The sequence below is a fragment of the Brevundimonas naejangsanensis genome, assembly GCF_003627995.1.
In the GTDB taxonomy this organism is placed as follows: Bacteria; Pseudomonadota; Alphaproteobacteria; order Caulobacterales; family Caulobacteraceae; genus Brevundimonas; species Brevundimonas naejangsanensis_B.
On record NZ_CP032707.1, the window covers coordinates 2,583,794 to 2,609,815 of the forward strand.

Genomic DNA, 26,022 nt, shown 5'->3' on the forward strand with positions numbered 1-26,022 from the left:
GGGGACAAGGTTGTGACGCGGATATCGGGTTCCGGCTCCGGCTGATGAGGGGTCTTGTCCCAGCGGTGCGGCTCGAAGATCAGTCGGATGGCCGCATGGGCGAAGGCCAGGCTGAGCAGGCACCAATAGGCGAGGGAGGCGACCATGTCGCCGGGGCCATAAGGCGCGCCCGCCCGTCGGGCTCCCTTATGCTTCATCAGCCAGGCCGCGCCGATGCCCGTGATGAGAACGGCGCTGCCCAGGGGCGAGAACTGCGGCAAGCGACCTGCGACGAAGGCCGTCATGGCGACGCTGAAGATCCAGGCGACGCAGGCCGCGTGGATCGCCGCCGAGGCAAGGCCGGCGCCGATGGTGACTCCTATGGCTGCCCAGCCGCGCCATCCCATGCCGCCGACGCAGCGCGTATGGACGGCCAGGGTCTGGAGATAGCCTTTCAGCCAGCGCGTGCGTTGCGGCAGCCAGAGCCGCAAGGGACCCGGCGGCGGCTCATAGGTCGGACGTTCTATGACCCCCAGGCGATAGCCCGCGCGCCAGATTCGGAAGCCCAGATCCGCATCCTCGGTGACGTTGAAGGCATCCCAGCCGCCCAGGGCGCGCAGCACAGGAACACGGAAATGATTGCTGGTGCCGCCCAGGGGGAAGGGCAGGCCCAGGCGACTCATGGCCGGCAGGGTGATCTCGAACAGGGCCGCGTATTCGGCGGCGAACTGGCGATCGAGGAAGGGGGTGGCGCTGTATTTATGCCTGCGCCGGATGCGCAGCGGCGCCTGAAGGCAGGCCAAGTCGTCGCCTTCCGCAGCGAAGCGGGCGGCGGCCTCGCGCAGTTGCAACGGATCGGGATCGTCTTCCGCGTCATAGATGGTCAGAAGGTCGCCGCGCGCGCGTGACAGCGCGTAGTTGAGAGCGCGCGGCTTGGTGCGCGGGACGCCAGGCGGGACGATCAGCACCTGCAGCCAGTCGGGGCGCGGCAGCTTGAGAGCCGTCTCAATCGTCGTCTGATCGTCTGCTTCGAGCGCCAGGAAGCCTTCGAGACGGCCCGGCGGATAGTCGATCTCGGCCAGACGCTCGATCAGATAAGGCAGAATTTCCGTCTCATGATAGAGCGCAGCCACGACCGTATAGCGCGGCCATGTCGCGGGCGAAGGGGCGGTCGGCGGTCGCCACCCTCGAGCTGCGCAGATCAGGAAAAGACGCCATGCCGCCAACGTCAGGAAGCCGATCTGCAAGCCCATCAGCATCGCGGCGGTGGATGGCGGCGTGACGATCGCCGCCGCCAGAATGACGGCCAGAATGGCGCAGAGGCAAAGGATCTGGCGCGGCGTCAGGGTGGTGCGCGCGGACGTCAGAGCATCGCCGCTCGTGAGGACTGTTGCCCCCCTCCGCATCGCCTTCTCCCCCGTTAAGTCATCGCTAATATCAAAGTTATCCGAAAGCAAGCATTTGGCCCGCGGCGGCTTTCCGGCTATCAATGACGTCAGACTCGGGGTTCTGGCTTTGGGGAGTATTCGAGTGTCGATCGCCTCCGTCGCCTCGCCGCGTTCGACCCGCAAACCCAAGGGGGAGGGGCACGTTCGGCGCGCTGAAATCCTGGCGGCGGCCGAGGGCATCTTCGTCGAGCATGGCTATGAAGGCGCCACTATCCGCAAGATCGCGGACGAGGTGGGTCTGTCTTCGACGGCCCTCTACATGCACTTCGCCGACAAGGGCGAGATCCTCAACGAAATCTGCCGCAACGCCTTTGATACCCTGGCCGAGGAGCATCGGCTGATCCTGGCCGAGGATGCGCCGCCACTGACGCGGCTGCGTCGGATCGCCGAGAACTACATCGCGTTCGGCTTCGCCAATCCCAACGCCTATCGCCTGGCCTATCTGACGCCGATGGTCGAGACGCGCCACGGCGCCGAGACCGTGGCCCAGCAGACCGGGGCGGAGCTGTTTCGCGCCTTCGTCTCCGTGGTCGAGGAAGCGGTCGAGCAGGGCGTGCTGCGAGGAGAGCCGCGCGTTCTGGCGCAGGTCATCTGGGCCAGCGCTCACGGCCTGGTCGCCATCATGACCACCAAGCCCTATTTCGAATGGGCGGACCGAGAGACGCTGGTCCGCACCCAGATGGACGCCCTGTTCGCCGGACTGACCGCCTCGTGAAGGCGGTGATCGGGGCGCTCGCCCTGGCGATGGCGGGATGGAGCGGAGCGGCGACGGCGGCGCCCCTGCGCGTCATGGCCCTGGATCAGTGCGCTGACCAATTCGTCCTGGCCCTGGCGCCCGATGCGGAACTGGCGCTGTCGCCGCGCGCCGACGACCCGGATTCCTGGATGCGGGCCCAGGCCGAGGGGCGCCGACGCGTGCGGCCGACGCTGGAGGCCGCCGTGGGGTTTCGGCCGGACGTGGCGGTGCGCTACTGGGGCGGCGACGCGCGCCTGCTGGCCGCGCTGGAGCGGGACGGCGTCCGCACCGTGACCATCGCCGACGCCTCGGACCTGGACGGCGTGCGCGCCAACATTCGCGTTTTGGCCCAGGCGCTGGAGCGCCCCGAGCGCGGCGAAGCCCTGGTGCGGCGCCTGGACTCCCAACTGACGAAGGCCGAGGGCGCGGGGCGCGGTCGAAAGGCTGTCTATGTCACCGCCGGCGGCTTCACGACGGGGCCGGGATCGCTGATGGACGCCGTGCTGCGCGCGGCGGGTTTCCGCAACGGCGTCGAACGGGCCGGGTATCAGCCGCTGGGGCTGGAGCGGGTGTTGCTGACGCCGCCGGCCCTGTTCGTGAAGGGCTTCTTCGATCTGGCGCGCTCGGACTGGCGGGGGGCGGGGCGGCATCCGGTGATGCGACGCGTCATGCAAGGGCGGACAGCGGCCGAGCTGCCGGGCGCTGTCCTGACGTGCCCGGCCTGGTTCGCGGGCGACGCCGCCGCCTTATTGGCCGAGCAGGCGTCATGAGGCGGTCGGTCGTTCTGAACGCCGTCCTGGCTGCAGCGATCCTGGCGGCGCTGGCCTTGGCCGTGACCCTGGGCGAGACCCGCTTCAGCGGCGCAGACTATGCCAAGGCCTTGGCCGAGCCACGGTCCGGGACGGGCGAGGTGCTGTGGCTGGTGCGCGCGCCGCGCGCCGTCTGCGCCCTGTTCGTGGGCGCCGCCCTGGGGCTGGCGGGGGCGGTGATGCAGGGACTGTTGCGCAATCCGCTGGCGGAGCCGGGCGTGCTGGGGGTGTCGGCGACCGCCGCCTTCGCTGCCGCGACGGCGATCGTCCTGGGCCTAGCCGCCGTGCCGGGCGCGGTGGAGATCGCGGCCCTGATCGGCGCGGGACTGGCGGGCGGTCTCCTGATCGCCATCGCCGCCAGGGTGCGCGCGCCCGAGGCCCTGATCCTGTTCGGGGTGGCCCTGTCCAGCTTCGCGGGCGCGGCCACCGCCCTGATCTTCAATCTGTCGCCGTCGCCTATCGCCTCCGCCGAAGTGATGAGCTGGCTGCTCGGTTCGGTCGAGAACCGCAGCTGGGTCGACGTCGCCTGGGTCGGGCCGGTTCTGGCGGTCGCGGCCGTCCTGGCCGCAGGGGCGGCGCCGGGGCTTCGCATGATGACGCTGGGCGAGGAGGCGGCGCGCGCCTCGGGCCTGTCGATGGGCCGGATGCGCGTCCTGGCTCTGGCCGCCTCGGCCCTGGCGGCGGGGGCGGCGGTGGCCGTGGCGGGCGTGATCGGCTTCGTCGGCCTGGCCGCGCCGCATCTGGTGCGGGCGGCGGTGCGCGGCGATCCGGGGCGGCTGCTGGCGCCCTCGGCGCTGGCGGGCGGGTTGATGCTGGTGCTGGCCGATCTGCTGGCGCGGATGCTGCCGACGGATCAGGAGCTGAAGTTGGGCGTGTTCACCGCCCTGGTCGGCGCGCCCCTGTTCGCCCTGATCGCCTGGCGCGCGGCGCGGGAGTGGCGGCTGTGACGGCGGCGCTGCTGGAGCTTGAGGACGCCCACGCGCGGCTGGCCGGGGCTCCCGTGCTGGACGGGGCCGACCTGAGCGTGCGTCCGGGCGAGGTCGTGGCCCTGTGCGGCCCCAACGGCGCGGGCAAGTCGAGCGCGATCCGCGCAGGTCTAGGCCTGCTGCCGCTGAGCCGGGGCGCGGCGCGGCTGGGCGGTGACGAGGTGCGTCGCCTGTCGGAACGCGCGCGCGGCGCCCGCGCGGCCTATCTGCCGCAGGAGCGGTCGATCGCCTGGAACCTGCCCGCCGTCGAGGTGGCCGCCCTGGGCGCGCCCTTCCTGGCGGGCGCGGCGGCCCTGGATCGCGCCCGCGCGGCGCTGGATGAGGTCGGGATCGGCCACCTGGCCGACCGGGGCGTGGGCGAGATGTCCGGCGGCGAGCGCGCGCGGGTCCTGTTGGCGCGCGCGCTTGTGGTGGACGCGCCGCTGTTGATCGCGGACGAGCCCATCGCCGGGCTGGACCCCGACGCGCAGCTTTTGGTGCTGGAGCGGCTGCGCGCGCGCGCCGACGCGGGCGGCGGGGTGCTGGTCAGCCTGCACGACCTGACGCTGGCGGCGCGCTACGCCGACCGCTTGGTGGTGATGAGCCGCGGGCGCGTCGCGGCCGACGGGCCGCCGACCGAGGCCCTGTCGCCGGCGGTCCTGAGGTCGGCCTTCAACCTCGACGGCGTCTGGCTTGAGGCGCTGGACGGGCCGCTGCTGGCGGCCCGTCGCCTGCATCAGGGCTGATAGGGGCGCGGTCCGGCGTAGGGCGGCGTGCCCCGCGCCAGGTCCGCCGACGGCGTCAGCGGCGCCGACCCGCCGTTCAGCCGGGCGCGATAGACCTGCATGTTCTCCATGACCCGCATCATGTAGTTGCGCGTCTCGGTGAAGGGGGCGCACTCGATGAAGTCGATGGGGTCGACCTGGCTCTGACGCGGATCGCCGCAACGGGCCGTCCATTGCGGCGGGCGCGCCGGCCCGGCGTTGTAGCCGATGGTCGCCAGCAGGGGCGATCCGCCGAAATTATTGATCAATTCGCCCAGGTGATAGCTGCCCAGGGTCATGTTGACCTCAGGGTCCCACAATTGCTCGGCGCTGAACGAGCGACCCATGCGGCGGGCCACGCCCTGGGCCGTAGCGGGCAGGAGCTGCATCATGCCGCGTGCGTCGGCGCCCGAGCGGACCAGGGGATCAAAGCTGGACTCCTGACGCGTGATCGCCAGGGCGAACTCGTTCGGCGCCATGCCCGCCACCTGCTGCGGCAGACGCACCGGATACATGCGCTCGGGCATGACGAAGCCGCGTTGGCTGGCGGCGCGGCCAACCATCATCGAGCCGAACTGGTCGCCGTAGCCCTGCATCAGGTCGAACAGCTGCGCCAGGTCATAGGGCGAGGGCAGGGCGTCATCCAGGTGATAGGCGAAGACCCGCATCAGGGTCTGTTCGCCGCCAATCTGGCCCAGGATGCGGGTGGCGCGCACCACCTCATTGCCCTCGAAACGGTTCACGTCCTCGCGCGTGGGGGCCGGTTCGCCGGGGAGAACCAGCGTCGTGGCCCCCGCCTTTTCCGCCGCCAGCTGGCCGTAGAAGGTCTGCCAGTGCTCGGCTCCGGCCTGATACCAGCGCTGGGCGCCGTCGCGGTCGCCCTTGGCCTCGGCGGCGCGGCCCAGCCAGTAGAGGGCGCGGCCCTGGGTGATCGGGGTCGAGGAGGCGTTGCGCAGGGTCTCGAAATGCTGCGCCGCCGTGGCCGGATCGTTCAGCTTGGTCAGGGCGACCCAGCCGGCGAAGAACTCGGCGTCGACCTTGCGCTCGCCCGAGGGGAAGCCGTGGCCGTTCATGGCGGCGTAGGCGGCGCGGGGATTGCCCTGCTGCAGGGCGTCCAGGAAGTAATTGCGGCGCTCGCTCCACAGGGTGTTCTGGCCGTCCAGGTGCGAGGGCGCCGGGGGCAGGGCGGCCAGGATCGGGAAGGCTTCGGACTGGCGTCCGGCCGAGCGCAGCAGACGCACCCGCTCCAGCACCACGGCCGGGTCATTGGCCTGGGCCGGCGTCAGGCCCGCGACGATGGCGTCGGGAGAATAGGCGGCGCGCAGGGCCATCACGGCGTTGGCCACGGCCTGGCGGTCGGCCGGGGCTAGGGCGACCATGGCGCGGGTCGCCGGACCATGCGGGCCAAGCAGCAGCATGTTCAGGCGCGCCGCATGGTCGTCGCTGGTCAGCCAACCGCTCCAGCGCGAATAGATTCGGCTTTGCTGAGCCTCTTCAAAGCTCTGGGTCCGCCACCAGTCGCGAATCAGGGCCTGGGCCTCCGGGCGACGGCCGGACTGTTCCAGCGCCCCGGCCAGGGCGATGGCGCCCTGGGCCGTCGTCGGCGCGCTGCCGTTGAAGAAGGCCAGGACGGCGTTTGGCGACTGGCCCGCCATGTCCAGGGCGCGCTCGCCCGCCGCCCGACGCGATTCGCCGCGCGGCCAGTTGGTCAGGTCGGTCTGGGCGCGCGCGAGGTCGGCGTAGGACAGCTGCTTGTCCGAGGTGTCGACCAGGGCCCATTCGACCAGCTTGCGCGCCGTGGGGTCGGAAATCCGGGCCATGATGGATTGCGTGCCCGTCACGTCGCGGGCGCGTGCGGCCGCAAGGCCTTGCTGCACCAGAACGGCGTCCTGCGGGCTGATGATGCCGCTCTGGCTGGCTGAATAGGCGGCGGGCGCGCTGTTCAACACGTCCTGAGCAGGCGGAGTCAGAATCGCCAGGGCGGCGGCCACGGTCGTCGCGATCATCAGTCGGCTGATCCTCATTCATCTCTGGTTGCGGCCGGGCGGCGGGCAACCTACCCTTTGCCGGTCAGTCGGGCGGAACCGCCGCCCCTTCTCTCCGCGCAGGTACCTTGTTCCCATGACCGCCCCCTTGTTCAAGGGCGTGATCACCGCCCTGATCACACCTCTTCGTGACGGAAACGTGGACGAGGCCGCTTTCAAGCGCCTGTTGGAACGTCAGATCGCCGCCGGGGTTCACGGCGTGGTGCCCATGGGCACCACGGGCGAGAGCGCGACTCTGCACCTGGATGAGCACAAGCGCGTGGTCGAGCAGTGCGTCGAGATCGCCGCCGGCCGCATCCGCGTGATCGCGGGCGCCGGCTCGTCCGCGACGGACAAGGCGATCGAATTGACCCGCTTCGCCAAGACGGTCGGCGCCGACGGCGCCCTGGTCGTCACGCCCTATTACAACCGGCCCTCTCAGGCCGGGATGCAGGCGCATTTCGAGGCGCTGGCCGACGCGGTGCAACTGCCGATCCTGCTCTACAACGTGCCGGGACGCACCGGCGTGGACCTGGCCAACGAGACGGTGGCGGCCCTGTCGGCCCACCCGAACATCGTCGGCATCAAGGACGCGACGGGCGAAATCGCGCGCGCCAGCTGGATGCGGGCCAACATCGCGGGCGCCTTCGACCTGATCTCGGGCGATGACTCCAGCTATCTGGGCTACGCCGCGCACGGCGGCGTGGGGGTGATCTCGGTCACCTCCAACGTGGCCCCCGAGGCCATGGTCGCCCTGCATGAGGCGGTCCAGGCCGGCGATCTGGCCACGGCGCGCGCCTGGCAGGAGCGGCTCATCGGCCTGCACAAGGCGCTGTTCCTCGACAACTCGCCGTCGCCGACCAAATACGCCCTGGCCAAGCTGGGCCTGTGCACTGAAGAAGTGCGCTTGCCTCTGGCGCCGACGGCCGACGCGGTGAAGCCCGCCATCGAAAAGGCGCTGGCGGAGGCGGGGATCGCCTGATGGCCGCCGACGCGCCGAAACAGAAGACGCTCGCCGAGAACCGCCGCGCCCGCTTCGACTACTTCCTCGAGGATCACATCGAGGCCGGAATCCAGTTGCTGGGCACGGAGATCAAGTCGCTGCGCGACGGTCGGGCCAACATCACCGAGAGCTACGTCTCGCCCGAGGGGCGCGAACTGGTGCTGATCAACGCCGACATTCCGCCCTACAAGATGGCCAACCGGTTCAACCACGAACCGCGCCGCCATCGGAAGCTGCTGCTGCATCGCAAGCAGATCGACAAGCTGATCGGCGCGGTTCAGCGTGACGGCCGCACCATCGTGCCCCTGCGCCTCTATCTGAACGAGGCGGGCAAGGCGAAGCTGGAAATCGCCCTGGCCAAAGGCAAGAAGCTGCATGACAAGCGCGAGGCCTCGGCCGAGCGCGACTGGCAGCGCGACAAGGCGCGCCTGCTGCGTGACAAGGGATGACGGGGGGCTGGTTTGCTGTTCCGCTTTGCGCGCCGCCCGACGCGCGGTAAACGACCGTTGATGGGGTGCGTCTTGCGGAGTTCACGGTGAGGATAGCCGAACGCTGGTTCGTCATGGCGGGCGTGGCCCTGCTGGGCGCCATCGCCGTGGCCGGCCTGGTGGTGGCGATCTACGCCGCCTGGGTGCTGCACGACATGCCTGACGCTTCGGAGCTGGCCGACTATCGTCCAGCGACGGCGACGCGGGTCTATGCCGGAGACGGCACCCTGATCGGCGAGTTCTCGGACCAGCGCCGCATCTACGTCACCTATGAGCAGGTGCCGCCGACGGTCGTTCACGCCTTTCTGGCGGCCGAGGACCAGAACTTCTTCAGCCACGGCGGCATCGACGTGTCCGGCATCGGCCGGGCCATGTTCAAGAACGTCTTCAACGTCCTGTCGGGACGGCGACTGGAAGGCGGCTCGACCATCACCCAGCAGGTGGCGAAGAACGTCCTGCTGACCAGCGAGACCAGCCTGAACCGCAAGCTCAAGGAAGCGATCCTCTCGAGCCGCCTCGAAGCGACGCTGACCAAGGAGCAGATTCTTGAGCTCTATCTGAACGAGATCTACCTCGGCTATCGCTCCTATGGCGTGGCTTCCGCGGCCTTCAACTATTTCGGCAAGTCGCTGGACCAGCTGACGCCGGACGAGGCGGCCTTCCTGGCGGCCCTGCCCAAGGGACCGAGCAACTATCATCCGAAGCGCTATCCCGAGGCCGCCCTGGGCCGTCGGAACTGGGTGCTGGAGAAGATGGCCGACAACAAGTGGCTGACGCGCGAACAGTTGGCGACCGCCCTGGCGCGTCCGTTGAACACTCGCGCCGCGCCGCGTCGAGCCGAGTACGCCGACGCCGACTTTTTCGTCGAGGAGGCGCGGCGCCGCGCCATCGCCCTGTTCGGCCAGGAAGAGGTGAACCGCGGCGGTTACTACCTGCGCACCACCCTGGATCCCAAGCTGCAATCGACGGCGCGCGACGCCTTGATGAAGGGGCTGGAAAACTATGACCGCCGTCACGGTTGGCGGGGGGCCTGGGGCGAGACCGACTTCGCCGACGGCTGGCAGGCCGAGGCGCTGAAGAAGACGACCCCGCCCGAACGCCGCACCTGGCAGGCGGCGGCGGTCGAGAGCGCCGCGGGCAATCTGGTGCGCGTCCGCACCGCGCGCGACGGCCAGACCGGAGCCCTGATCGCCGCCGACGCCGCCTGGGCCAACGCCGGTCGTCGTCCGCTGAAGCGCGGGGACCTGATCTTCGTCGAGCGCCAGGGCGGCCAGTTCGCCCTGAAGCAGGTGCCCGCCGTCAACGGCGCCCTGGTCGCCATCGAGCCCCAGTCGGGCCGAGTGCTGGCGATGGTGGGCGGTTATTCCTACGCCCTGTCCAGCTTCAACCGGGCGACCCAGGCGAAGCGCCAGCCGGGCTCGGCCTACAAGCCCTTCGTCTATGCGGCGGCGCTGGAAGGCGACTTCACCCCGGCCTCCATCGTGCTGGACGCCCCGATCAGCTTCCCCGGCGGACCCGGCGGCCGGGCCTGGACGCCCGAGAACTACAGCCGCGAATATTACGGGCCGCAGACCCTGCGTCGCGGGCTGGAGCTGTCGCGCAACGTCATGACCGTGCGCCTGGCCCAGGCGGTCGGCATGAAGAACGTCGTCGACCTGTCCAAGAAGATGGGCGTGGTGGACGACATGTCGCCGAACCTGGCCATGTCGCTGGGGGCGGGGGAGACGACGCCCTATCGCATCACCGCCGCCTACGCCGCCTTCGTCAACGGCGGGCGCAAGATCGACCCCTATCTGATCGAACTGGCCCAGGACCGGAACGGACAGACCATTCACCGCGCCGACCGTCGCCAGTGCCGCGACTGCAGCCGCGGCTTCAGCGGTCAGGAATCGCCGCGCCTGCCGGATCGCGGAACCCAGGTGATCGATCCCATCACCGCCTATCAGATGAGCTCCATGCTGGAGGGCGTGGTCCAGCGCGGGACGGCCGCCCGGGCGCGCAGCCTGGGTCCCTGGGTCGGCGGCAAGACCGGCACGACCAACGAGTACCGCTCGGCCTGGTTCGTCGGCTTCTCCAGCGACATCGTGGTCGGCGTCTTCGTCGGCTTCGACGACAACCGCTCGCTGGGCGGGGGCGAGGCGGGCGCCTCGACCGCCGTGCCCATCTTCATCGACTTCATGCAGGAAGCGCTGAAGGAACGGCCCGCGCGCCCCTTCGTGAAACCCAAGAACGCGATCTTCCGCACGGTCAACGGCATCGAGGAGGCCTTCCGGCCAGGCACCGAGCGCCATCTGCGCGAGGAAGCCCCGCGTCCGACGGAGCCTCAAGGGCCGCAAAGCTACAACGACGTGATCCGCCGCGAGCAGGAGGCCGCCCAGGCCCCGTCGAGCGCCGCGCCTGCCGCAGTCGCGCCGCCGCCGCCGAAGAAGCAGCCGGCCGAGGACTTGAGCGGGCTCTACTGAGGCTCTAGTTACACCGCCAACCCGGCGCGCCTGATCGGCAGGCGCGCCGTTTCCGTTGTCTCCCTGTCGGGCCGCGTGCGGCGTGGCGCTGTTTGGGAGGCGTTGTTCGCATGGAGATTGCGATGAGACCGGATGTCGAGGCCATGAAGGCCGACATCGAGCAGAGCGTCGCTCTGCTCAGGAGGCGACTTTGACTGGGATGTCGCTCTGGGAAAGCTCGATGAGCTGAACGCGCGGGTCGAGGATCCGACCCTGTGGGACAATCCCGAACAGGCCCAGGCCGTCAGCCGCGACCGCTCGCGCCTGGAGGCTCAGGTCAACGCCGTCAAGGAGATGGAGCAGGGCCTTGAGGACGGGATCATGCTCGCCGACATGGCGGACGAGGAGGGCGACGAAGCCACCCTCGAGGAAGCCCGTGAACAGCTCAAGGCCATCAAGGACCGCGCCGCCCGCGCCGAGCTGGAGGCCCTGCTGTCCGGCGAGGCCGACGGCAACGACGCCTATCTGGAGGTCAACTCCGGCGCCGGCGGCACCGAGTCCAACGACTGGGCCGGCATGCTGCTGCGGATGTACAGCCGCTGGGCCCGTTCGCACGGCTATGACGTCGAGCTGCAGGAAGAGGAATCCGGCGAACAGGCGGGCATCAAGTCCGCGACCTTGCTGATCACGGGGCCGAACGCCTATGGCTGGTTGAAGTCGGAATCGGGCGTTCACCGCCTGGTGCGCATCAGCCCCTATGACGCGGCGGCCAAGCGGCATACGTCGTTCGCCTCGGTCGGGGTTTCGCCGGTCGTCGACGACAGCATCGAGATCGAGATCAATCCGTCGGACGTGCGCACCGACACCTATCGCGCTTCGGGCGCGGGCGGCCAGCACGTCAACAAGACGGACTCGGCGGTGCGTCTGACCCACATTCCGACCAACACCGTGGTGGCCTGTCAGGCCGGCCGCTCGCAGCACCAGAACCGCGACCAGGCCTGGAAGATGCTGCGCGCCCGCCTGTACGAGCTGGAGCTGCAGAAGCGCGAGGCCGCGGCTCAGGCCCTGGCCGACGCCAAGACCGACATCGGCTGGGGGCACCAGATCCGCTCCTACGTCCTGCAGCCGTATCAGATGGTCAAGGACCTGCGGACCGAGGTCGAAACCTCGGACACCCAAGGGGTTCTGGACGGCGATCTGGATCAGTTCATGGGCGCCGCCTTGGCGGCCCGCGTGGGTGAGACCCGCGAAGGCTGATTAAAAAGGGGCGGCCCGGCGGGTCGCCCCTTTTCAATTCTTTCCTCGGGTTTGACCTGAGGATCGGCCTGTCACCGTCAGGCTGCCGGCTTGACCTCGGCCTTGGCAGACGCGGGCTTCTCGGCCGGAGGCGGGGCATCCAGCATGCTGGCGCCCGGCGTGTCGCGCTTGGCCTGGGTGCAGCGGCCCTGGAACCAGGCGCCCTGTTCGATCGACAGTTGTTCCTGGGTGATGTCGCCTTCGACGCGCGAGGTGGCGAACAGCTTCACCTGCTTGGCGACGATGGCGCCCGAGACCCGGCCGCGCACTTCCAGGACGTCGGCGTGGACCGTGCCCTCGACCGCGCCGCCTTCGCCGATCACCACGCGCACCACGCGGATGTCGCCCTTGAGCGAACCGTCGACCTGAAGCTCGCCGGCGCCCGAGATGTTGCCCTCGTATTTCACTCCCGCCGACAGGGTGGACAGGTTGGACGAGCGGCCCGCCGGGCGCGCGGGCTCGGGCGCGCGAGGCGCGGCGGCAGGGGCGGCCGGGGCCGTGGACACAGGTTGGGCAGGCGTCGGATTAGCGGCTCCGGGCGGCGTTGGAATGCCCATCTCGCTCGAAGGCTTGTTGTCGAAGGGTTTGTTCTTGGTGAACATGGTGGTCTCCGCGTTTCACCGACGGCGCCGGCAAAGGTCCAGTGTCAGCCCCCCGGGATACAATCCCTGACATCAGTTAGGGGGCGCACGAGCGGAGAGGTCAAGCGGGGCCTTCCGAACCCCGCTCGCCGATCAGAGCGCTTCGGCGGCGGCCAGCACCTCTTCGGCGTGACCCTTCACCTTGACGTTTCTCCAGGCGTGGCGGACCACGCCCTGGCCGTCGATCAGAAAGGTGGCGCGCTCGATGCCCATGTATTCGCGGCCATAGAGCTTCTTCGGCACCCACACGCCCCAGGCTTCGGTGACCACGCCGTCCTCGTCCGAGCCGAGCACGACCTTCAGATCATGCTTGGCCTTGAATCGGTCCAGCTTCTTCACCGCATCGCGCGACACGCCGATCACCACGGCGTTCGCCGCCGCGAACCGGTCGGCCAGGGCCGAGAAGTCGAGCCCCTCGGTCGTGCAGCCCGGCGTGTCGGCCTTGGGATAGAAGTAGAGGACGACTGTCTTCCCCTTCAGCCCGTCCAGCGACACGCGGCCGCCATTGTCCGTCGCCAGCTCGAAGGCGGGGGCAGGGGTGTTGTCGGTGATGTGCGTCACTCTGGGTCTCTTTCTTTTCCGCTCGTCCCCGCGCACGCGGGGACCCAGTCCGATGCATCCTTGAGGCCGCCCAGTCGTATGCTGTCAAACAGGTCGAGCCATTCTGGATTGGTCTCTTCAATCAGTTGCAGCTTCCAGCGCCGCTTCCATTTCTTCAACTGCCGCTCGCGTTGGAAGGCTTCTTCGCGTGAGCCATGCGCTTCGAACCAGACCAGGCAGGTCACGCCATGCTGGGCCGTGAAGCCGCCGAACGAGCCTGCCTTGTGCTGGCTGATGCGCGCGATGAGGTCGTCGGTCGAGCCGATGTAGAGCGTGCCGTTCCGTCGACTGGCTACGATGTAGACGTAGAAGGCCACAGTCGAGCACGCTCCATCTGGATCCCCGCGTGCGCGGGGATGAGCGGAAGAAGGGGGGCTTAGACCGGCTTGACCAGAACGATCTTCTTCTTGCCCGCGCCCAGCTTCAGCACGCCGTCCGCGTTCAGGTCCGCCTCTTCGATCAGGCGCGCCCCGTCGTTGACCACCGCGTCGTTCAGGCGCAGGCCGCCGCCCTGGGCCAGGCGGCGCGCCTCGCCATTGGAGGCGCTGAGGCCGGCCTTGGTGGTCACGGCCGCGATCATGGCGCCGATCACCTCGTCGCGGGGCAGTTCGACCGTCGGCAGGTCGGCTGACAGTTGGCCCTTTTCGAAGGCGGCCTCGGCGGCGGCGCGCGCGGCTTGAGCCGCTTCCGAGCCGTGCAGCATCGAGGTGGCGGCGTCGGCCAGGGCCTTCTTGGCCTCGTTGATCCCGGCTCCTTCCATGGCCTCGTAAAGGGCGATCTGGTCCAGGGGCAGGTCGGTGAACAGGCGCATGAAACGGCCGACGTCGGCGTCCTCGGCGTTACGCCAGAACTGCCAGTAGTCGTAAGGGCTCAACTGGTCGGCGTTCAGCCACACCGCGCCCTGGGCCGTCTTGCCCATCTTGCCGCCCGAAGCGGTCGTCAGCAGCGGCGTGGTCAGGCCGAAGGCGGCCTTGTGGTCCACGCGACGCACCAGGTCGACGCCCGAGGTGATGTTGCCCCACTGGTCCGAGCCGCCCATTTGCAGCGTCACGCCCAGCGAGCGGTTCAGCTCCAGGAAGTCCACCGACTGCATCAGCATGTAGTTGAACTCGAGGAAGGTCATCGGCTGCTCGCGCTCGAGACGCAGCTTGACCGAGTCGAAGCTCAGCATCCGGTTGACGGTGAAGTGCGTGCCGAAGTCGCGCAGGAACTGGATGTAGCCGAACTTCGACAGCCACTCGTCATTGTTGACCATGACCGCGTCGGTCGGGCCGTCGCCGAAGGTCAGGAAGCGGGCGAAGACCTTCTGGATGCCGTCGATGTTGGCCTGGATTGTCTCGTCGGTCAGCTGCGGGCGCGAGGCGTCCTTGCCGGTCGGGTCGCCGACCTTGGTCGTGCCGCCGCCCATCAGGACGATGGGCTTGTGACCGGCCTGCTGCAGGCGACGCAGCATCATGATCTGGATCAGGCTGCCGACGTGCAGGGACGGCGCCGTGGCGTCGAAGCCGATGTAGGCCGTCACGATCCCGCTCGAGGCGGCCTCGTCCAGCTCCACCGGGTGGGTCACCTGGTGGATGTAGCCGCGCGATTGCAGGGTCTTGAGGAAGTCGGACTTGAAGGCTTGGTCGGTCATGGACGGCTCCGTAGCAGGGATGCTGGCGGCCGTCTTCCTTTCGGGAAGTCGCGCCGCCAGCGAAGGCGGCACGAGATCGCGGCCGCTCGCTAGCTCAGCGAACGGTAGTACAGGCCGGAAATGGCGCGGGCGGCGATCATGGGCGCTAGCTACGTCGCGCCTGACGTGGCAGTCAACCCGCCATGACGACCTCCCCGAAAAAGACCCTGCGCGTGCTCGGCTTCATGACCGGCACCTCGCTCGACGCCGTGGACATGGCGGTGATCGAGACCGACGGCCACGACATCCTGTCCTTCGGCCCGGCCGGGGAGATGAAGCTGGACGCCGAGACCCGCGCCGTCGTCGAGGAGGCCATCGAGGACGCCTTCGACTGGGAACGCGACGAAGAGGAACCCGACAGCTTCGAGGACGCCCGCATGGCCGTGGCCGACGCCCACCTGGCCGCCGCTCTCGGCTTCATGGCGGTGAACGGGGTGAAGTCCAGCGCTCTGGACCTGATCGGCGTCCACGGCCAGACCGTGCTGCACGAGGCGCCGACGCCCGAGCGGCCCGGCCGCACGGTGCAACTGATCGACGCCGTCAGTGTGGCCGAGGGCCTGGGCGTGCCGGTCGCCTATGATTTCCGCAGCGCGGACGTGGCGGCGGGCGGGCAGGGCGCGCCCCTGGCGCCCGTCTATCACGCGGCGCTGGCCCGAAAGGCCGGGATGCAGGGGCCGGTCGCGGTCCTGAACCTCGGCGGGGTCGGCAACATCACCCTGATCCGCGCCGACGGCGAGCTGGAGGCGTTCGACACCGGCCCGGCCAACGGCATGGTCGATCTGCTGGTTCAGTCGCGCATGAAGAAGCGGATGGACGAGGGCGGCCGTCTGGCGGCGGCAGGAACGGTCGATCAGGCCGTGCTCGACACCTATCTGGCCCATCCCTATTTCGCGGCGAGCGGCCCGAAGTCGCTGGATCGTTTCGACTTCTCGCTGGACCCGGTGGCGGATCTGTCGCTGGAAGACGCCGCCGCCACCCTGACCGCCTTTGCGGCTCAGGCCGTGGCGCTGGGCGTCGCCCGCTGTTCGGAGCAGCCGAAGGAGATCGTCGTTTGCGGCGGCGGTCGTCACAACCCCGTGCTGCTGGCCGCCATTCGCGAGCGTGTCGGCGTCCCCGTCTCGACGGCGGAGAACAAGGGCTGGCGCGGCGACTCCATCGAGGCCGAAGCCTTCGCCTTTCTGGCCGCCCGCTGCCGTTTGGGCCTGCCGATCAGCTTCCCCGGTACGACCGGCGTTCCGGCGCCGATGACCGGCGGCCGTATCGTCGAGCTGGGAGCAGAATAATGGCGGCTTCATCGCGTTTCTGGGGCGTCGCCAGCGGTCTGGCGGCGGGCGCTCTGTGGGGGCTGGTCTTCCTGGCGCCCAAGGTCGTGCCCGAGGCCTCGCCCCTGCTGCTGACGGCGGGACGTTACCTCGCCTACGGCCTGATCGCGGTTCTGCTGATCGCGCCGCGCTGGCGGCGCGTGACGGCCGCCCTGACGCGCAAGGCGTGGGGCGCGCTGGTCTGGCTGAGCCTGGCCGGCAATCTGGTCTATTTCGCCTTTCTGGTTGTCAGCGTCCACTACGCAGGCGTCGCGGCCTCGGCCCTGATCGTCGGCATGGTGCCCGTGGTGGTGGCCTTGTGGGGGCTGCGGGACAAGGATTCGCCGCCCCTGTCGCGCGTCGCGCCGCCCATCGCCGTGGCGGCGCTCGCGGTCGGCCTGATCGGGTGGCAGTCGCTCAGTCAGGGCGGCGGCGCGGCGGCGCAGAGCGGCACGGCCACGCTGATCGGTCTGGGGTGCGCCCTGGCGGCCCTGCTGTCCTGGACCGCCTTCGCTGTCGGCAACAGCCGCTGGATGGGGCGCCTGCCGAACGTCACCCCGCATGAGTGGTCGCTGCTGACCGGCGTGGTCACCGGAGGGCTGGCTCTGGTCCTGGTGATCCCGTCGCTGTTCATGCTGGACGGCATGACGGACGCGGCCTGGCTGCGTCTGATCGTCGTCAGCGCGGGCGTGGCGATCTTCGCCTCCGTCATAGGCAACGCCTTCTGGAACCAGGCCAGCCGCCTGCTGCCCCTGACCATGCTGGGCCAGATGATCGTGTCCGAGACCCTGTTCGCCTTCATCTACGGCTTCATCTGGGAGCGGCGCGGCCCGACCGTGGTCGAGGTCGTCGCCATGATCCTGATGATCGTCAGCGTCGTCTGGTGCGTCCGCGCCCACCGCCCCGCCGCCGAGGCCGCCGCCGAAGGCGAGCACTGAAGAACGCCGTAATTCGGACTGAATCTGCGGCCCACATCCTGTCAGGGAGGGCCGCATGACCGCATGGATCGCCGCACTGTTTCTGTTCGCTCAGCCGCAAGCCGCTGAAGCGCCCGTCGAGTTGAGCGCAGAGGCCCGCGCCATGATCGCGTCGGTTCAAGATGCGATCGATCAGGAAAGGGCGCGCCAGGCGGCGCTGCCGGCGCCTGCTTCCGATGCGCAGCGGCTGGAGCGCATGGGCGAGCTGGATCAGGTCGGCCGCCGGGTGGCGGTCGCTGTCGATGTCAGCAGCCTGCCGGAACGCGAACAGCCTGCGACGACGAGCGCCGTCTGGGCGCCGGTGATGGCGCTGGACGACGCCTTGCTGGCGGAGCTGCTGCAGATGCTGCCGCCCGAGGGCTGGTTCCTGCGGAGCCGATATGGATGGGAGGCGGCGAATGCGGCCTTCCTGATCATCCAGCACTCGGACATCGAGCAATGGCGGCGTTTTGTGCCTGTTCTCGAGCCTCTGGCGGCGGCGGGCGAGGTCGAGGCGACGCAGTTCGGCTTGATGTACGATCGTCTGGCCGTGAACGAAGGTCGTCCACAACGGTACGGTACGCAGATGATCTGCAAGGGCTCGCGCTGGGTCATCGATTACGACAACCTGGAAGACCCCGAGAACGCCGATCGACGCAGGGCCGAGGCGGGCTTTCCGCACACGCTGGCGCAGTATGAGGCGCGGTTCAGCGCCTATCCTCCCTGTCGCGAAGATTGAGCAACGTCCGTCGCCGCCAAGCGTTGGGCACCAGCGGACCGGGCCCCTCTGGCGACCATGTATCGCGATGTCGGCCGCGTCGTTGAAACCGACTCGCGAAGGCGTCGATGGAGTGGTTGTTTCTGGAGTGGATGAGCAAGCCGGCCTGGATGTGGGGTGGCTTCCTTCTGGCGGTTCTGGCGCTGCTGGCGCTGGATCTCGGCGTGCTGAACCGCAAGGATCACGAGATCGGCGTGCGGGAAAGCCTGGCGCTGTCCGCCTTCTACATCACCGTGGCCCTGGCGTTCGGCGGGGTCGTGTGGGCGCAGTTGGGCGCGGACAGCGCCGTCGAATACCTGACCGCCTATGCCGTCGAGAAAAGCCTGGCGATGGACAATGTCTTTGTCATCGCCCTGATTTTCAGCGCCTTCTCCGTCCCGCGCCTCTATCAGCACCGGGTGCTGTTCTGGGGCGTGCTGGGCGTGATCGTGTTGCGGGCGGTGATGATCGGCGGCGGGGCGGCGCTGATCGGGCGCTATCACTGGGTGCTGTATCTGTTCGCGGGGTTCCTGATCCTGACGGGCGTGAAGATGTTCTTCGCGCGCGGGGAAGAGACTGACATCACGGACAATCGTCTGCTGAAGTGGTTCCGCCGTCGGATGCGGGTGACGAATGAGCTGCACGGCCACGCCTTCTTCGTCAGGTCGCCTGGCCGCTCGGGCGAAGCCAGGCTGCACGCGACGCCGCTGTTCCTGGCCCTCGTGACGATCGAGATCGCGGACGTGATCTTCGCGGTGGACTCCGTGCCGGCGGTCTTCGCCATCACGACGGACGCCTACGTCGTCTACACGTCCAACATCTTCGCCATCTTGGGGCTGAGGGCGCTCTATTTCGCCCTGGCGGCGGTGATCCACCGCTTCGCCTATCTGAAGCAGGCGCTGGCGATCCTGCTGATCTTCATCGGGGGCAAGGTGTTCGCCGCGCCCCTGATCGGCATTGAGAAAGTCCCGCCCGTCGTCTCCCTGTCGGTGACGGCGGCGATCCTGACGGCGGGCATCCTGTGGTCCCTGTGGCGGACGCGCGCGGAGGCGGGGCCTCCGCGCTGATCCTGGGGAGCGTCAGGCCGGCTTTTCAGCCAGGCGCTTGTCCAGATAGGCGCCGACGCGGCGCTCGACGGCGTCGATGTGGTCCTGCCAGAAGTGGCTGGCGCCTTCCTCCAGCTCATAGTCGATGACGATGCCCTTCTGGGTGCGCAGCTTGTTGACCACGCGCTCGACCTCGGCCGGCGGCACCACGGTGTCGGCCGTTCCGTGCAGGAACAGGCCCGAGGCCGGGCAGGGGGCCAGGAAGCTGAAGTCGTAGATGTTCGACGGCGGCGACACCGAGATGAAGCCGTCGGTCTCGGGGCGGCGCATCAGCAGTTGCATGCCGATGTAGGCGCCGAACTGATAGCCCGCGACCCAGGTCTGGGTGGCGGCGGGGTTATTGGCCTGCAGCCAGTCCAGGGCCGTGGCCGCATCGGCCAGTTCGCCGATGCCGCTGTCGAACTCGCCCTGCGACTTGCCCACGCCGCGGCTGTTGTAGCGCAGGGTGGCGAAGCCGCGTTGCACGAACAGCTGGTGCAGCGTCAGGGTGACGGGGTTGTTCATGTGACCGCCCGCCTTGGGGTGGGGGTGCAGGATCAGGGCGATCGGCGCATCGGGGCGCTTGCCGGGCGAATAACGGCCTTCGATGCGGCCAGCGGCGCCGGGCAGGATGACTTCAGGCATGGATCGCGGTCCCTACAATCAATAGAGGTTTCGCCGGGCGGATAATACTTGACCGAGGAGGTAGGACTTTCTAAGTCCCCGGTGCGCGACGCACTCGCCAGCGAGGCCGGGGGTCTTAGCATGGCCGCCCCGAAAAGCGTTAGAATTTTGAGGTTACTGGGATGCGCCTGTCGACAAAGGGACGTTACGCCGTGATGGCGATGGCCGATCTGGCGAAAAACGGCTCGGGTCGCGCCGTGTCCCTGGCTGAAATCGCCACCCGCCAGGAAATCTCCCTGTCCTATCTGGAGCAGTTGTTCGCGCGGCTGCGCAAGGGCGGCCTGGTCAAGAGCGTGCGCGGTCCGGGCGGCGGCTATCGGCTGGCCAAGGCGCCGGGCGAGACCGTCGTGGCCGAGATCGTCCTGGCCGTGGACGAGCCGATCCGTGCGACCCGCTGCGCCTCTCATGGAGGACCGCGCGGCTGCATGATGGGCGGCGAGCGCTGCATCACTCACGACCTGTGGGAAGACCTGGGTCAGGAAATCCACCGCTATCTGGCCGGCGTCAGCCTGGCCGATGTGATCGAACGGCGCACGGGGCGCGCTCGGATGAGCCCTCAGAACGCCCAACCTCTGGAGGCCATGGCGTGAGCGTCTATCTGGATTACAACGCCTCGGGCCTGGTTCGTCCTGAAGTTCAGGAGATCATGGCCAAGGCCCTGGCCGATAACGGCAATCCTTCGGCCGTCCACGCTGCGGGCCGCCGCGCCCGCGCGCGCATCGAGACGGCCCGCGCCCAGGTGGCCGATCTGGTCGGCGCCGATCCGACGGCGATCATCTTCTCTTCGGGCGGGACCGAGTCCAACGCCCAAGCGATCCACAGCGCCCTGGCCGCGGGTTGCGAACGGTTGATCGTCGGGGCGACCGAACACCCCTGCGTGGCCGAGGCCGCCGCCGTCAGCGGCGCGCCGGTCGAGGTTCTGCCGGTGGACGCCGATGGCGTGGTCGACCTAGCCTGGCTGGCTGAGGCCCTGGCCCGTCCGGGCCGCGCGGTCGTCGCCATCCACCATGCCAACAATGAAAGCGGCGTGATCCAGCCCATCGCCGAGGCGGCGAAGCTGGTGCATGCGGCGGGCGGCTGGCTGCACGTCGACGCCATCCAGTCGGCGGGCAAGATTCCCGTGACCATGCGCGCCCTGGGCGCGGACAGCCTGACTCTCTCGGCGCACAAGCTGGGCGGACCCCAGGGCGTGGGTGCCCTGGTGCTGAAGGACGGCGTCTCGGCCGTGCGCATCCTGCACGGGGCCGGGCAGGAGCGCGGCCTGCGCGCCGGGACCGAGAACGTGCCGGGCATCGCCGGCTTCGGCGTCGCCGCCGACTGCGCCGCCCGCGACCTGGACGCCGCCATGGCCCACGTCGCCTGGCGCGACGCGGCCGAGGCCAAGGTCAAGGCGGCGGGCGCGACGATCATCGGCGGCGCGGTTCCGCGCTTGCCCAACACCCTGTTCATGGCCGTCGAAGGCTGGGACAGCCCGCAGCAGCTGATCACCCTCGACCTGGTCGGGGTCATGGTCTCGGCCGGTTCGGCCTGCTCGTCGGGCAAGGTCAAGCCGTCCAAGGCGATCAGCGCCATGGGCCTGCATCACCTGGCGACCGGGGGCGTGCGCGTCTCCGGCGGCTGGGGCACGACCGAGGCCGACTGGGCCCGGTTCGCCGACGCCTGGGTCGCGGCCTGGGACAAGCACAAGACGCGTTTGCAAGAGCGCGCGAAGGAAGTCGCGTAACTTATGGCTATCGTTCAGGAAACAATCGATACGGTCGCGGAGCTGGAGCGGTACAAGTACGGCTTCAGCACGGACGTCGAGCAGGAGTTCGCGCCCAAGGGCCTCAGCCCCGACATCGTCCGCTTCATCTCCGAAAAGAAGGGCGAGCCGGAGTGGATGCTGGAGTGGCGCCTGGCCGCCTATGAGCGCTGGCTGGCGATGGAGGAGCCGACCTGGGCGGCGGTGAAATACGAGCCCGTCGACTATCAGGACCTCTACTACTACGCCGCGCCGGTGAAGAAGGAGGGGCCGAAGTCGCTGGACGAAGTCGATCCCGAACTGCTGGCCGTCTATGAAAAGCTGGGCATCCCGCTGAAGGAGCAGGAAGTCCTGGCCGGGGTCGAGGGCGCGCCGCGTTATGCCGTGGACGCCGTGTTCGACAGCGTCAGCGTGGTCACCACCTTCAAGGAGGAATTGGCCAAGCATGGCGTGATTTTCATGCCGATTTCCGAGGCCTTGCGCGAATATCCTGATCTGGTGCGTCAGTATCTCGGCACGGTCGTTCCGGTCAGCGACAACTATTTCGCGGCCCTGAACAGCGCGGTCTTTTCCGACGGCAGCTTCGTGTACATCCCGCCGGGCGTGCGCTGCCCGATGGAGCTGTCGACCTATTTCCGCATCAACGCCAGCCAGACCGGCCAGTTCGAGCGCACCCTGATCATCGCCGACAAGGGCAGCTACGTCTCCTATCTGGAAGGCTGCACCGCGCCGATGCGCGACGAGAACCAGCTGCACGCGGCGGTCGTGGAGATCGTCGCCCTGGACGACGCCGAGGTGAAATACTCGACCGTCCAGAACTGGTATCCCGGCGACGCCGAGGGCAAGGGCGGCATCTACAACTTCGTCACGAAGCGGGCCGACTGCCGCGGCGACCGCTCCAAGGTGTCCTGGACCCAGGTCGAGACCGGCTCGGCCGTCACCTGGAAATACCCGTCCTGCATCCTCAAGGGCGAGGAAAGCTCGGGCGAGTTCTATTCCATCGCCATCACCAACGGCCACCAGCAGGCCGACACCGGCACCAAGATGATCCACCTGGGCAAGAACAGCCGCAGCCGCATCATCGCCAAGACGGTTTCGGCCGGTAAGTCGGACTCGACCTATCGCGGCCTGGTGTCGATCCACCCCAAGGCGACGGGCGTGCGCAACTTCACCCAGTGCGACAGCCTGCTGATCGGCAAGGAGTGCGGCGCCCACACCATCCCCTACATCGAGGTCCGCAACGGCTCGGCCCAGCTGGAGCATGAGGCGACCACAACCCGCCTGTCCGAAGCCCAGCTCTTCTACGCCCAGCAGCGCGGCCTGTCGGAAGAGGAAGCCGTGGCCCTGCTGGTCAACGGCTTCGTCCGCGACGTCCTGCAGGAACTGCCGATGGAGTTCGCCGTCGAGGCCCAGAAGCTGGTGGCGATCAGCCTCGAAGGCTCGGTCGGCTGAGTGAGTTGAAGAAGAAAAACAATGCTTAAGATCAATAATCTCCACGTCTCTGTCGCCGACAAGCCGATCCTCAAGGGTCTGACGCTCGAAGTGCCCGCCGGCGAAGTCCATGCGGTCATGGGGCCGAACGGGGCGGGCAAGTCGACGCTGGGCTACAGCCTCTCCGGCCGCCCCGGCTATGAGGTGACGGACGGTTCCGCCTCGTGGAACGGCCGGGACCTGCTGGACCTTGATCCGGCCGAGCGCGCGGCGGCGGGCCTGTTCCTGTCGTTCCAGTATCCGATCGAGATCCCAGGCGTTCCGGCCATGACCTTTATCCGAACGGCGCTGAATGCCCAGAAGCGCGCGCGCGGCGAGGAGGAGGTCTCTGCCCCCGCCTTCCTGAAGCTGGTCAAGGCGGCGTCGCAGTCGCTGAAGATGGACTTCGACATGCTGAAGCGCCCGCTAAACGTCGGCTTCTCCGGCGGCGAGAAGAAGCGGATGGAGATCCTGCAGATGGCCCTGCTGGAGCCGTCGCTGCTGATCCTGGACGAGACGGACTCGGGCCTCGATATCGACGCCTTGCGCATCGTCGCCGACGGCGTGAACGCCATGCGCAGCCCGGAACGGTCGATGCTGGTGATCACCCACTATCAGCGCCTGCTGGACTACATCAAACCGGACCGGGTGCACGTCCTGGCCGGCGGCCGCATCGTCGCCTCGGGCGGACCGGAGCTGGCGCTGGAGCTTGAGGCTGAGGGCTACGACAAGTTCCTGCCGGAGGCGGCGTGAGCATCCTTCTCCCCTTGTGGGAGAAGGTGGGCGGCGGAGCCGCTCGGATGAGGGGTTTCTCTGAGCTTGAAGGACGTGGTTCGATGACAGTGACGGTTGGGTCGGCGCGACCCCTCATCCGTCAGCCTTCGGCTGCCACCTTCTCCCACAAGGGGAGAAGGGCATGAGCGCGCTTGATCTGCGCAACGCCGCCACCTTCCCCTCGCGGCGGGTCGAGGAATGGAAATACAGTGACCTGAAGCGCTTTCTTCGTGAAGCGCCTGAACCGTCGGGCACGGCGGTCGTCGACGCGCCGGGGCCGTTCTACGACCTGGGAGGCGATGCAATCGTCTTCGCCAACGGGCGTCCGGTCGGGGTGACGGACTTCATCGCTTCGGGCGACCAGACCCTGCGCCTGCGCTTCATCTCCGACGCCGTGGGCACGGGTCACACCGCATCGGCCCGCATCGCCGCCCGTCCGGGCGCGCGCCTGCTGCTGCTGGAGACGCACGAGGGCAAGGGCTCGGCCTATGTCGCTCACAACAAGGTCGAGATCGACGTCGCCACCGACGCCGAGGTGACGCGCATTGTCCTGACCGATGAACCCGCCGACTCCATCTCGGTGGCCGAGGCCGAGGTGCGGCTGGCGGCCGGCGGACGCTATCGCCAGACCATCGTCGCCACCGGCGCCAAGCTGCAGCGCCAGGAGACCCGCCTGCGCCACGGCGCCGAGGGCGCGGACGCGCGCGTGGACGGCATCTATCTGCTCGGCGGCTCGCGCCACGCCGACCTGACCTCCGTGATCGACCACGTCGCGCCGAACGGCACGACCAGCCAACTGATCAAGGGCGTGGTCCGCGGCGAGGCGCGCGGCGTCTTCCAGGGCAAGATCCTGGTCCAGCAGGGCGCCGACGACACGGACGCCCGCATGGGCCACCATGGCCTGATCACGTCCGAGCGCGGCGAGATCGACGTGAAGCCCGAGCTGATCATCTACGCCGACGAGGTGCAGTGCGCCCACGGCGCCACCGTCGGGACGCTGGACGAAAGCGCCCTGTTCTACATGCAGCAGCGCGGCATCTCGGCTGACGAGGCTCGCGCCCTGCTGACCCAGGCCTTCCTGATCGAGGTCGTCGACCGCATCGAGCATGAAGGCGCCAGAGAGGTGGTGCGGGAATGGCTGACGGCTCGCCTGTGACCAACGCATCCGTGACAGGGTTCGACCCCTATGCCGCCCGCGCGCAGTTTCCGATCCTGTCGCGTCAGGTCAACGGCAGGCCGCTGGTCTATTTGGACAGTGCCGCCTCGGCTCAGAAACCGCGCGCGGTGATCGCCGCCCTGGTCGCGTCGATGGAAGGCAGCTACGCCAACGTTCACCGGGGCCTGCACACCCTGTCGAACGAGGCGACCGAGGCCTATGAGCGCGCGCGAGAGATCGTCGCCCGCTTCCTGAACGCCCCGTCGCCCGAGACCATCGTCTGGACCAAGGGCGGGACCGAGGCGATCAATCTGGTCGCCAACGGCGTCGGCCTGTCGATCCAGCCGGGCGACGAGATCATTGTCACCGAAATGGAGCACCACTCCAACATCGTGCCTTGGCACATCCTGCGCGAGCGGCGCGGGGCGGTGCTGAAATGGGCGCCGATCAAGGACGACGGCTCGCTGGACATGGAGGCCTTCGCCGCCCTGCTGGGGCCGAAGACCAGGCTGGTCGCCGTCACCCACATGTCGAACGTGCTGGGCACCATCAATCCGGTCGCCGAGATCACCCGCCTGGCCCACGCGGCCGGGGCGCGAGTGCTGATCGACGGCTGCCAGGGCGCGGTTCATGCCGCGCCGGACGTTCAGGCCATCGGCTGCGACTACTATGTCCTGACCGGGCACAAGCTGTTCGCCCCCACCGGCATCGGCGTCCTTTACGGCACGGCCGAGGCGCTGGACGCTCTGCCGCCGTATCAGGGCGGCGGCGAGATGATCGAGACGGTCGAGAAGGAGCGCGTCACCTACGCCAACCCCCCGCATCGGTTCGAGGCCGGGACGCCGCCGATCCTTGAGGCGATTGGCCTGGGAGCGGCGATTGAATGGCTGTCGCAGTATGATCCCGCCGCCGTTCAGGCGCACGAAAAGGCCCTGTATCGCCACGCAGTCGAGCGTCTGGCCGAGCATGACTGGCTGCGCATCCTGGGGCAGGCGGAAGGGAAGGGCGCTTTGCTGACCTTCGCCGTCGAGGGCGCCCATGCTCATGATGTGGCTCAGATCATGGATCGTTACGGCGTCGCCGTTCGGGCCGGGCTGCACTGCGCCGAGCCCCTGGCGAAAAGACTGGGCGTGACCTCGAGCACGCGCGCCTCCTTCGCCCTATATAACACCATGGAGGATACAGACGCCTTCGTGGACGCGCTGATCAAGGCGCGCAACTTCTTCGTGTGA

At 68.5% G+C, this 26,022-nt stretch carries 24 protein-coding genes and 1 pseudogene; 18 read left to right on the forward strand and 7 right to left on the reverse strand.

Annotated elements, in window-relative coordinates; genetic code table 11:
• Nucleotides 1-332: 332 nt before the first annotated feature.
• Nucleotides 333-1,607: pseudogene (locus D8I30_RS12165) on the reverse strand (glycosyltransferase); the annotation flags it as partial.
• Here D8I30_RS12165 and D8I30_RS12170 point away from each other — a divergent pair.
• Genes D8I30_RS12170 through D8I30_RS12185 form a run of 4 tightly spaced genes read left to right on the forward strand, consistent with a single transcriptional unit; the run spans nucleotide 1,510 to nucleotide 4,683 of the window.
• Nucleotides 1,510-2,142 (forward strand): TetR/AcrR family transcriptional regulator, encoded by a 633-nt coding sequence (locus D8I30_RS12170; RefSeq protein WP_121482977.1) that lies wholly within the window; start codon nucleotides 1,510-1,512, stop codon nucleotides 2,140-2,142. The pseudogene D8I30_RS12165 and the gene D8I30_RS12170 overlap by 98 nt on opposite strands.
• Before the next feature lie 29 nt (nucleotides 2,143-2,171).
• Nucleotides 2,172-2,933: an ABC transporter substrate-binding protein gene (locus D8I30_RS12175; protein WP_121483525.1), complete on the forward strand. Its 762-nt coding sequence runs from the start codon at nucleotides 2,172-2,174 to the stop codon at nucleotides 2,931-2,933.
• The gene (locus tag D8I30_RS12180) at nucleotides 2,930-3,919 is read left to right on the forward strand and encodes a FecCD family ABC transporter permease (protein ID WP_121482978.1); all 990 of its coding nucleotides are present in this window, start codon (nucleotides 2,930-2,932) and stop codon (nucleotides 3,917-3,919) included. The genes D8I30_RS12175 and D8I30_RS12180 overlap by 4 nt, the downstream gene beginning before the upstream one ends.
• Entirely contained in the window at nucleotides 3,907-4,683 is a 777-nt protein-coding gene (locus tag D8I30_RS12185; protein WP_121482979.1) for an ABC transporter ATP-binding protein, read from the forward strand. Before D8I30_RS12180 ends, D8I30_RS12185 begins: the two co-directional genes overlap by 13 nt.
• Here the strand turns inward: D8I30_RS12185 and D8I30_RS12190 are convergent.
• On the reverse strand, nucleotides 4,674-6,707 hold the full coding sequence (locus D8I30_RS12190) for a lytic transglycosylase domain-containing protein (RefSeq protein ID WP_240387237.1): 2,034 nt from the start codon (nucleotides 6,705-6,707) through the stop codon (nucleotides 4,674-4,676). The two genes, D8I30_RS12185 and D8I30_RS12190, sit on opposite strands and share 10 nt — an antisense overlap.
• Nucleotides 6,708-6,822: 115 nt before the next feature.
• On the opposite strand from D8I30_RS12190, the gene dapA reads away from it, so the two are divergent.
• The 4 genes from dapA to prfB all read left to right on the forward strand — a co-directional run bounded on the left by dapA (nucleotide 6,823) and on the right by prfB (nucleotide 11,914).
• Nucleotides 6,823-7,707 carry a 4-hydroxy-tetrahydrodipicolinate synthase gene (gene dapA, locus D8I30_RS12195; RefSeq protein WP_121482981.1) on the forward strand — a complete coding sequence of 295 codons (885 nt, stop codon included), beginning with the start codon at nucleotides 6,823-6,825 and terminating at the stop codon, nucleotides 7,705-7,707.
• Nucleotides 7,707-8,177, forward strand: a complete 471-nt coding sequence (gene smpB / locus D8I30_RS12200; protein WP_121482982.1) for an SsrA-binding protein SmpB — start codon at nucleotides 7,707-7,709, stop codon at nucleotides 8,175-8,177. Before dapA ends, smpB begins: the two co-directional genes overlap by 1 nt.
• A 113-nt stretch (nucleotides 8,178-8,290) precedes the next feature.
• Nucleotides 8,291-10,678: a penicillin-binding protein 1A gene (locus D8I30_RS12205; RefSeq protein ID WP_121482983.1), complete on the forward strand. Its 2,388-nt coding sequence runs from the start codon at nucleotides 8,291-8,293 to the stop codon at nucleotides 10,676-10,678.
• 122 nt (nucleotides 10,679-10,800) lie between these two features.
• Nucleotides 10,801-11,914, forward strand: a protein-coding gene (prfB, locus tag D8I30_RS12210) for a peptide chain release factor 2 (protein ID WP_121483526.1) whose coding sequence is annotated in 2 segments (ribosomal slippage) — nucleotides 10,801-10,869 and nucleotides 10,871-11,914 — 1,113 coding nt in all. Because the reading frame shifts where the segments join, the coding sequence is not laid out codon by codon here.
• A 77-nt stretch (nucleotides 11,915-11,991) separates the two neighbouring features.
• Here the strand turns inward: prfB and D8I30_RS12215 are convergent.
• The 4 genes from D8I30_RS12215 to tyrS form a co-directional block, all read right to left on the reverse strand.
• The gene (locus D8I30_RS12215; protein WP_121482984.1) at nucleotides 11,992-12,555 is read right to left on the reverse strand and encodes a bactofilin family protein; all 564 of its coding nucleotides are present in this window, start codon (nucleotides 12,553-12,555) and stop codon (nucleotides 11,992-11,994) included.
• A gap of 132 nt (nucleotides 12,556-12,687) precedes the next feature.
• Complete coding sequence (locus D8I30_RS12220; RefSeq protein WP_121482985.1) at nucleotides 12,688-13,155, reverse strand: peroxiredoxin; 468 nt, start codon at nucleotides 13,153-13,155, stop codon at nucleotides 12,688-12,690.
• Complete coding sequence (locus D8I30_RS12225) at nucleotides 13,152-13,511, reverse strand: GIY-YIG nuclease family protein (RefSeq protein WP_121482986.1); 360 nt, start codon at nucleotides 13,509-13,511, stop codon at nucleotides 13,152-13,154. Before D8I30_RS12225 ends, D8I30_RS12220 begins: the two co-directional genes overlap by 4 nt.
• Nucleotides 13,512-13,570: 59 nt before the next feature.
• A complete protein-coding gene (gene tyrS / locus D8I30_RS12230) occupies nucleotides 13,571-14,827 on the reverse strand; it encodes a tyrosine--tRNA ligase (RefSeq protein WP_121482987.1) in 1,257 nt (418 codons plus the stop codon).
• Nucleotides 14,828-15,009: 182 nt separating this feature from the next.
• On the opposite strand from tyrS, the gene D8I30_RS12235 reads away from it, so the two are divergent.
• The 4 genes from D8I30_RS12235 (at nucleotide 15,010) to D8I30_RS12250 (ending at nucleotide 18,947) form a co-directional block, all read left to right on the forward strand.
• On the forward strand, nucleotides 15,010-16,149 hold the full coding sequence (locus D8I30_RS12235) for an anhydro-N-acetylmuramic acid kinase (RefSeq protein ID WP_121482988.1): 1,140 nt from the start codon (nucleotides 15,010-15,012) through the stop codon (nucleotides 16,147-16,149).
• Entirely contained in the window at nucleotides 16,149-17,105 is a 957-nt protein-coding gene (locus D8I30_RS12240) for a DMT family transporter (protein WP_121482989.1), read from the forward strand. The genes D8I30_RS12235 and D8I30_RS12240 overlap by 1 nt, the downstream gene beginning before the upstream one ends.
• A 55-nt stretch (nucleotides 17,106-17,160) precedes the next feature.
• Nucleotides 17,161-17,862, forward strand: a complete 702-nt coding sequence (locus tag D8I30_RS12245) for a DUF6624 domain-containing protein (RefSeq protein ID WP_121482990.1) — start codon at nucleotides 17,161-17,163, stop codon at nucleotides 17,860-17,862.
• A 107-nt stretch (nucleotides 17,863-17,969) separates the two neighbouring features.
• Entirely contained in the window at nucleotides 17,970-18,947 is a 978-nt protein-coding gene (locus tag D8I30_RS12250; protein WP_121482991.1) for a TerC family protein, read from the forward strand.
• Between the two features lie 12 nt (nucleotides 18,948-18,959).
• On the opposite strand, the gene D8I30_RS12255 is transcribed toward D8I30_RS12250, so the two are convergent.
• Nucleotides 18,960-19,610, reverse strand: a complete 651-nt coding sequence (locus D8I30_RS12255; protein WP_121482992.1) for an alpha/beta hydrolase — start codon at nucleotides 19,608-19,610, stop codon at nucleotides 18,960-18,962.
• Between the two features lie 161 nt (nucleotides 19,611-19,771).
• Here D8I30_RS12255 and D8I30_RS12260 point away from each other — a divergent pair, with 161 nt between their 5' ends.
• The 6 genes from D8I30_RS12260 (at nucleotide 19,772) to D8I30_RS12285 (ending at nucleotide 26,022) form a co-directional block, all read left to right on the forward strand.
• Nucleotides 19,772-20,239: an Rrf2 family transcriptional regulator gene (locus D8I30_RS12260; protein ID WP_121482993.1), complete on the forward strand. Its 468-nt coding sequence runs from the start codon at nucleotides 19,772-19,774 to the stop codon at nucleotides 20,237-20,239.
• Nucleotides 20,236-21,372 carry a cysteine desulfurase family protein gene (locus D8I30_RS12265; protein ID WP_121482994.1) on the forward strand — a complete coding sequence of 379 codons (1,137 nt, stop codon included), beginning with the start codon at nucleotides 20,236-20,238 and terminating at the stop codon, nucleotides 21,370-21,372. Before D8I30_RS12260 ends, D8I30_RS12265 begins: the two co-directional genes overlap by 4 nt.
• 3 nt (nucleotides 21,373-21,375) lie before the next feature.
• On the forward strand, nucleotides 21,376-22,842 hold the full coding sequence (gene sufB / locus D8I30_RS12270) for a Fe-S cluster assembly protein SufB (RefSeq protein WP_121482995.1): 1,467 nt from the start codon (nucleotides 21,376-21,378) through the stop codon (nucleotides 22,840-22,842).
• A 21-nt stretch (nucleotides 22,843-22,863) separates the two neighbouring features.
• Nucleotides 22,864-23,613, forward strand: a complete 750-nt coding sequence (sufC, locus tag D8I30_RS12275; RefSeq protein ID WP_121482996.1) for a Fe-S cluster assembly ATPase SufC — start codon at nucleotides 22,864-22,866, stop codon at nucleotides 23,611-23,613.
• Between the two features lie 163 nt (nucleotides 23,614-23,776).
• On the forward strand, nucleotides 23,777-24,790 hold the full coding sequence (gene sufD / locus D8I30_RS12280; RefSeq protein WP_121482997.1) for a Fe-S cluster assembly protein SufD: 1,014 nt from the start codon (nucleotides 23,777-23,779) through the stop codon (nucleotides 24,788-24,790).
• Nucleotides 24,769-26,022, forward strand: coding sequence for an aminotransferase class V-fold PLP-dependent enzyme (locus tag D8I30_RS12285; RefSeq protein ID WP_121482998.1), 1,254 nt, complete (start codon nucleotides 24,769-24,771; stop codon nucleotides 26,020-26,022). The genes sufD and D8I30_RS12285 overlap by 22 nt, the downstream gene beginning before the upstream one ends.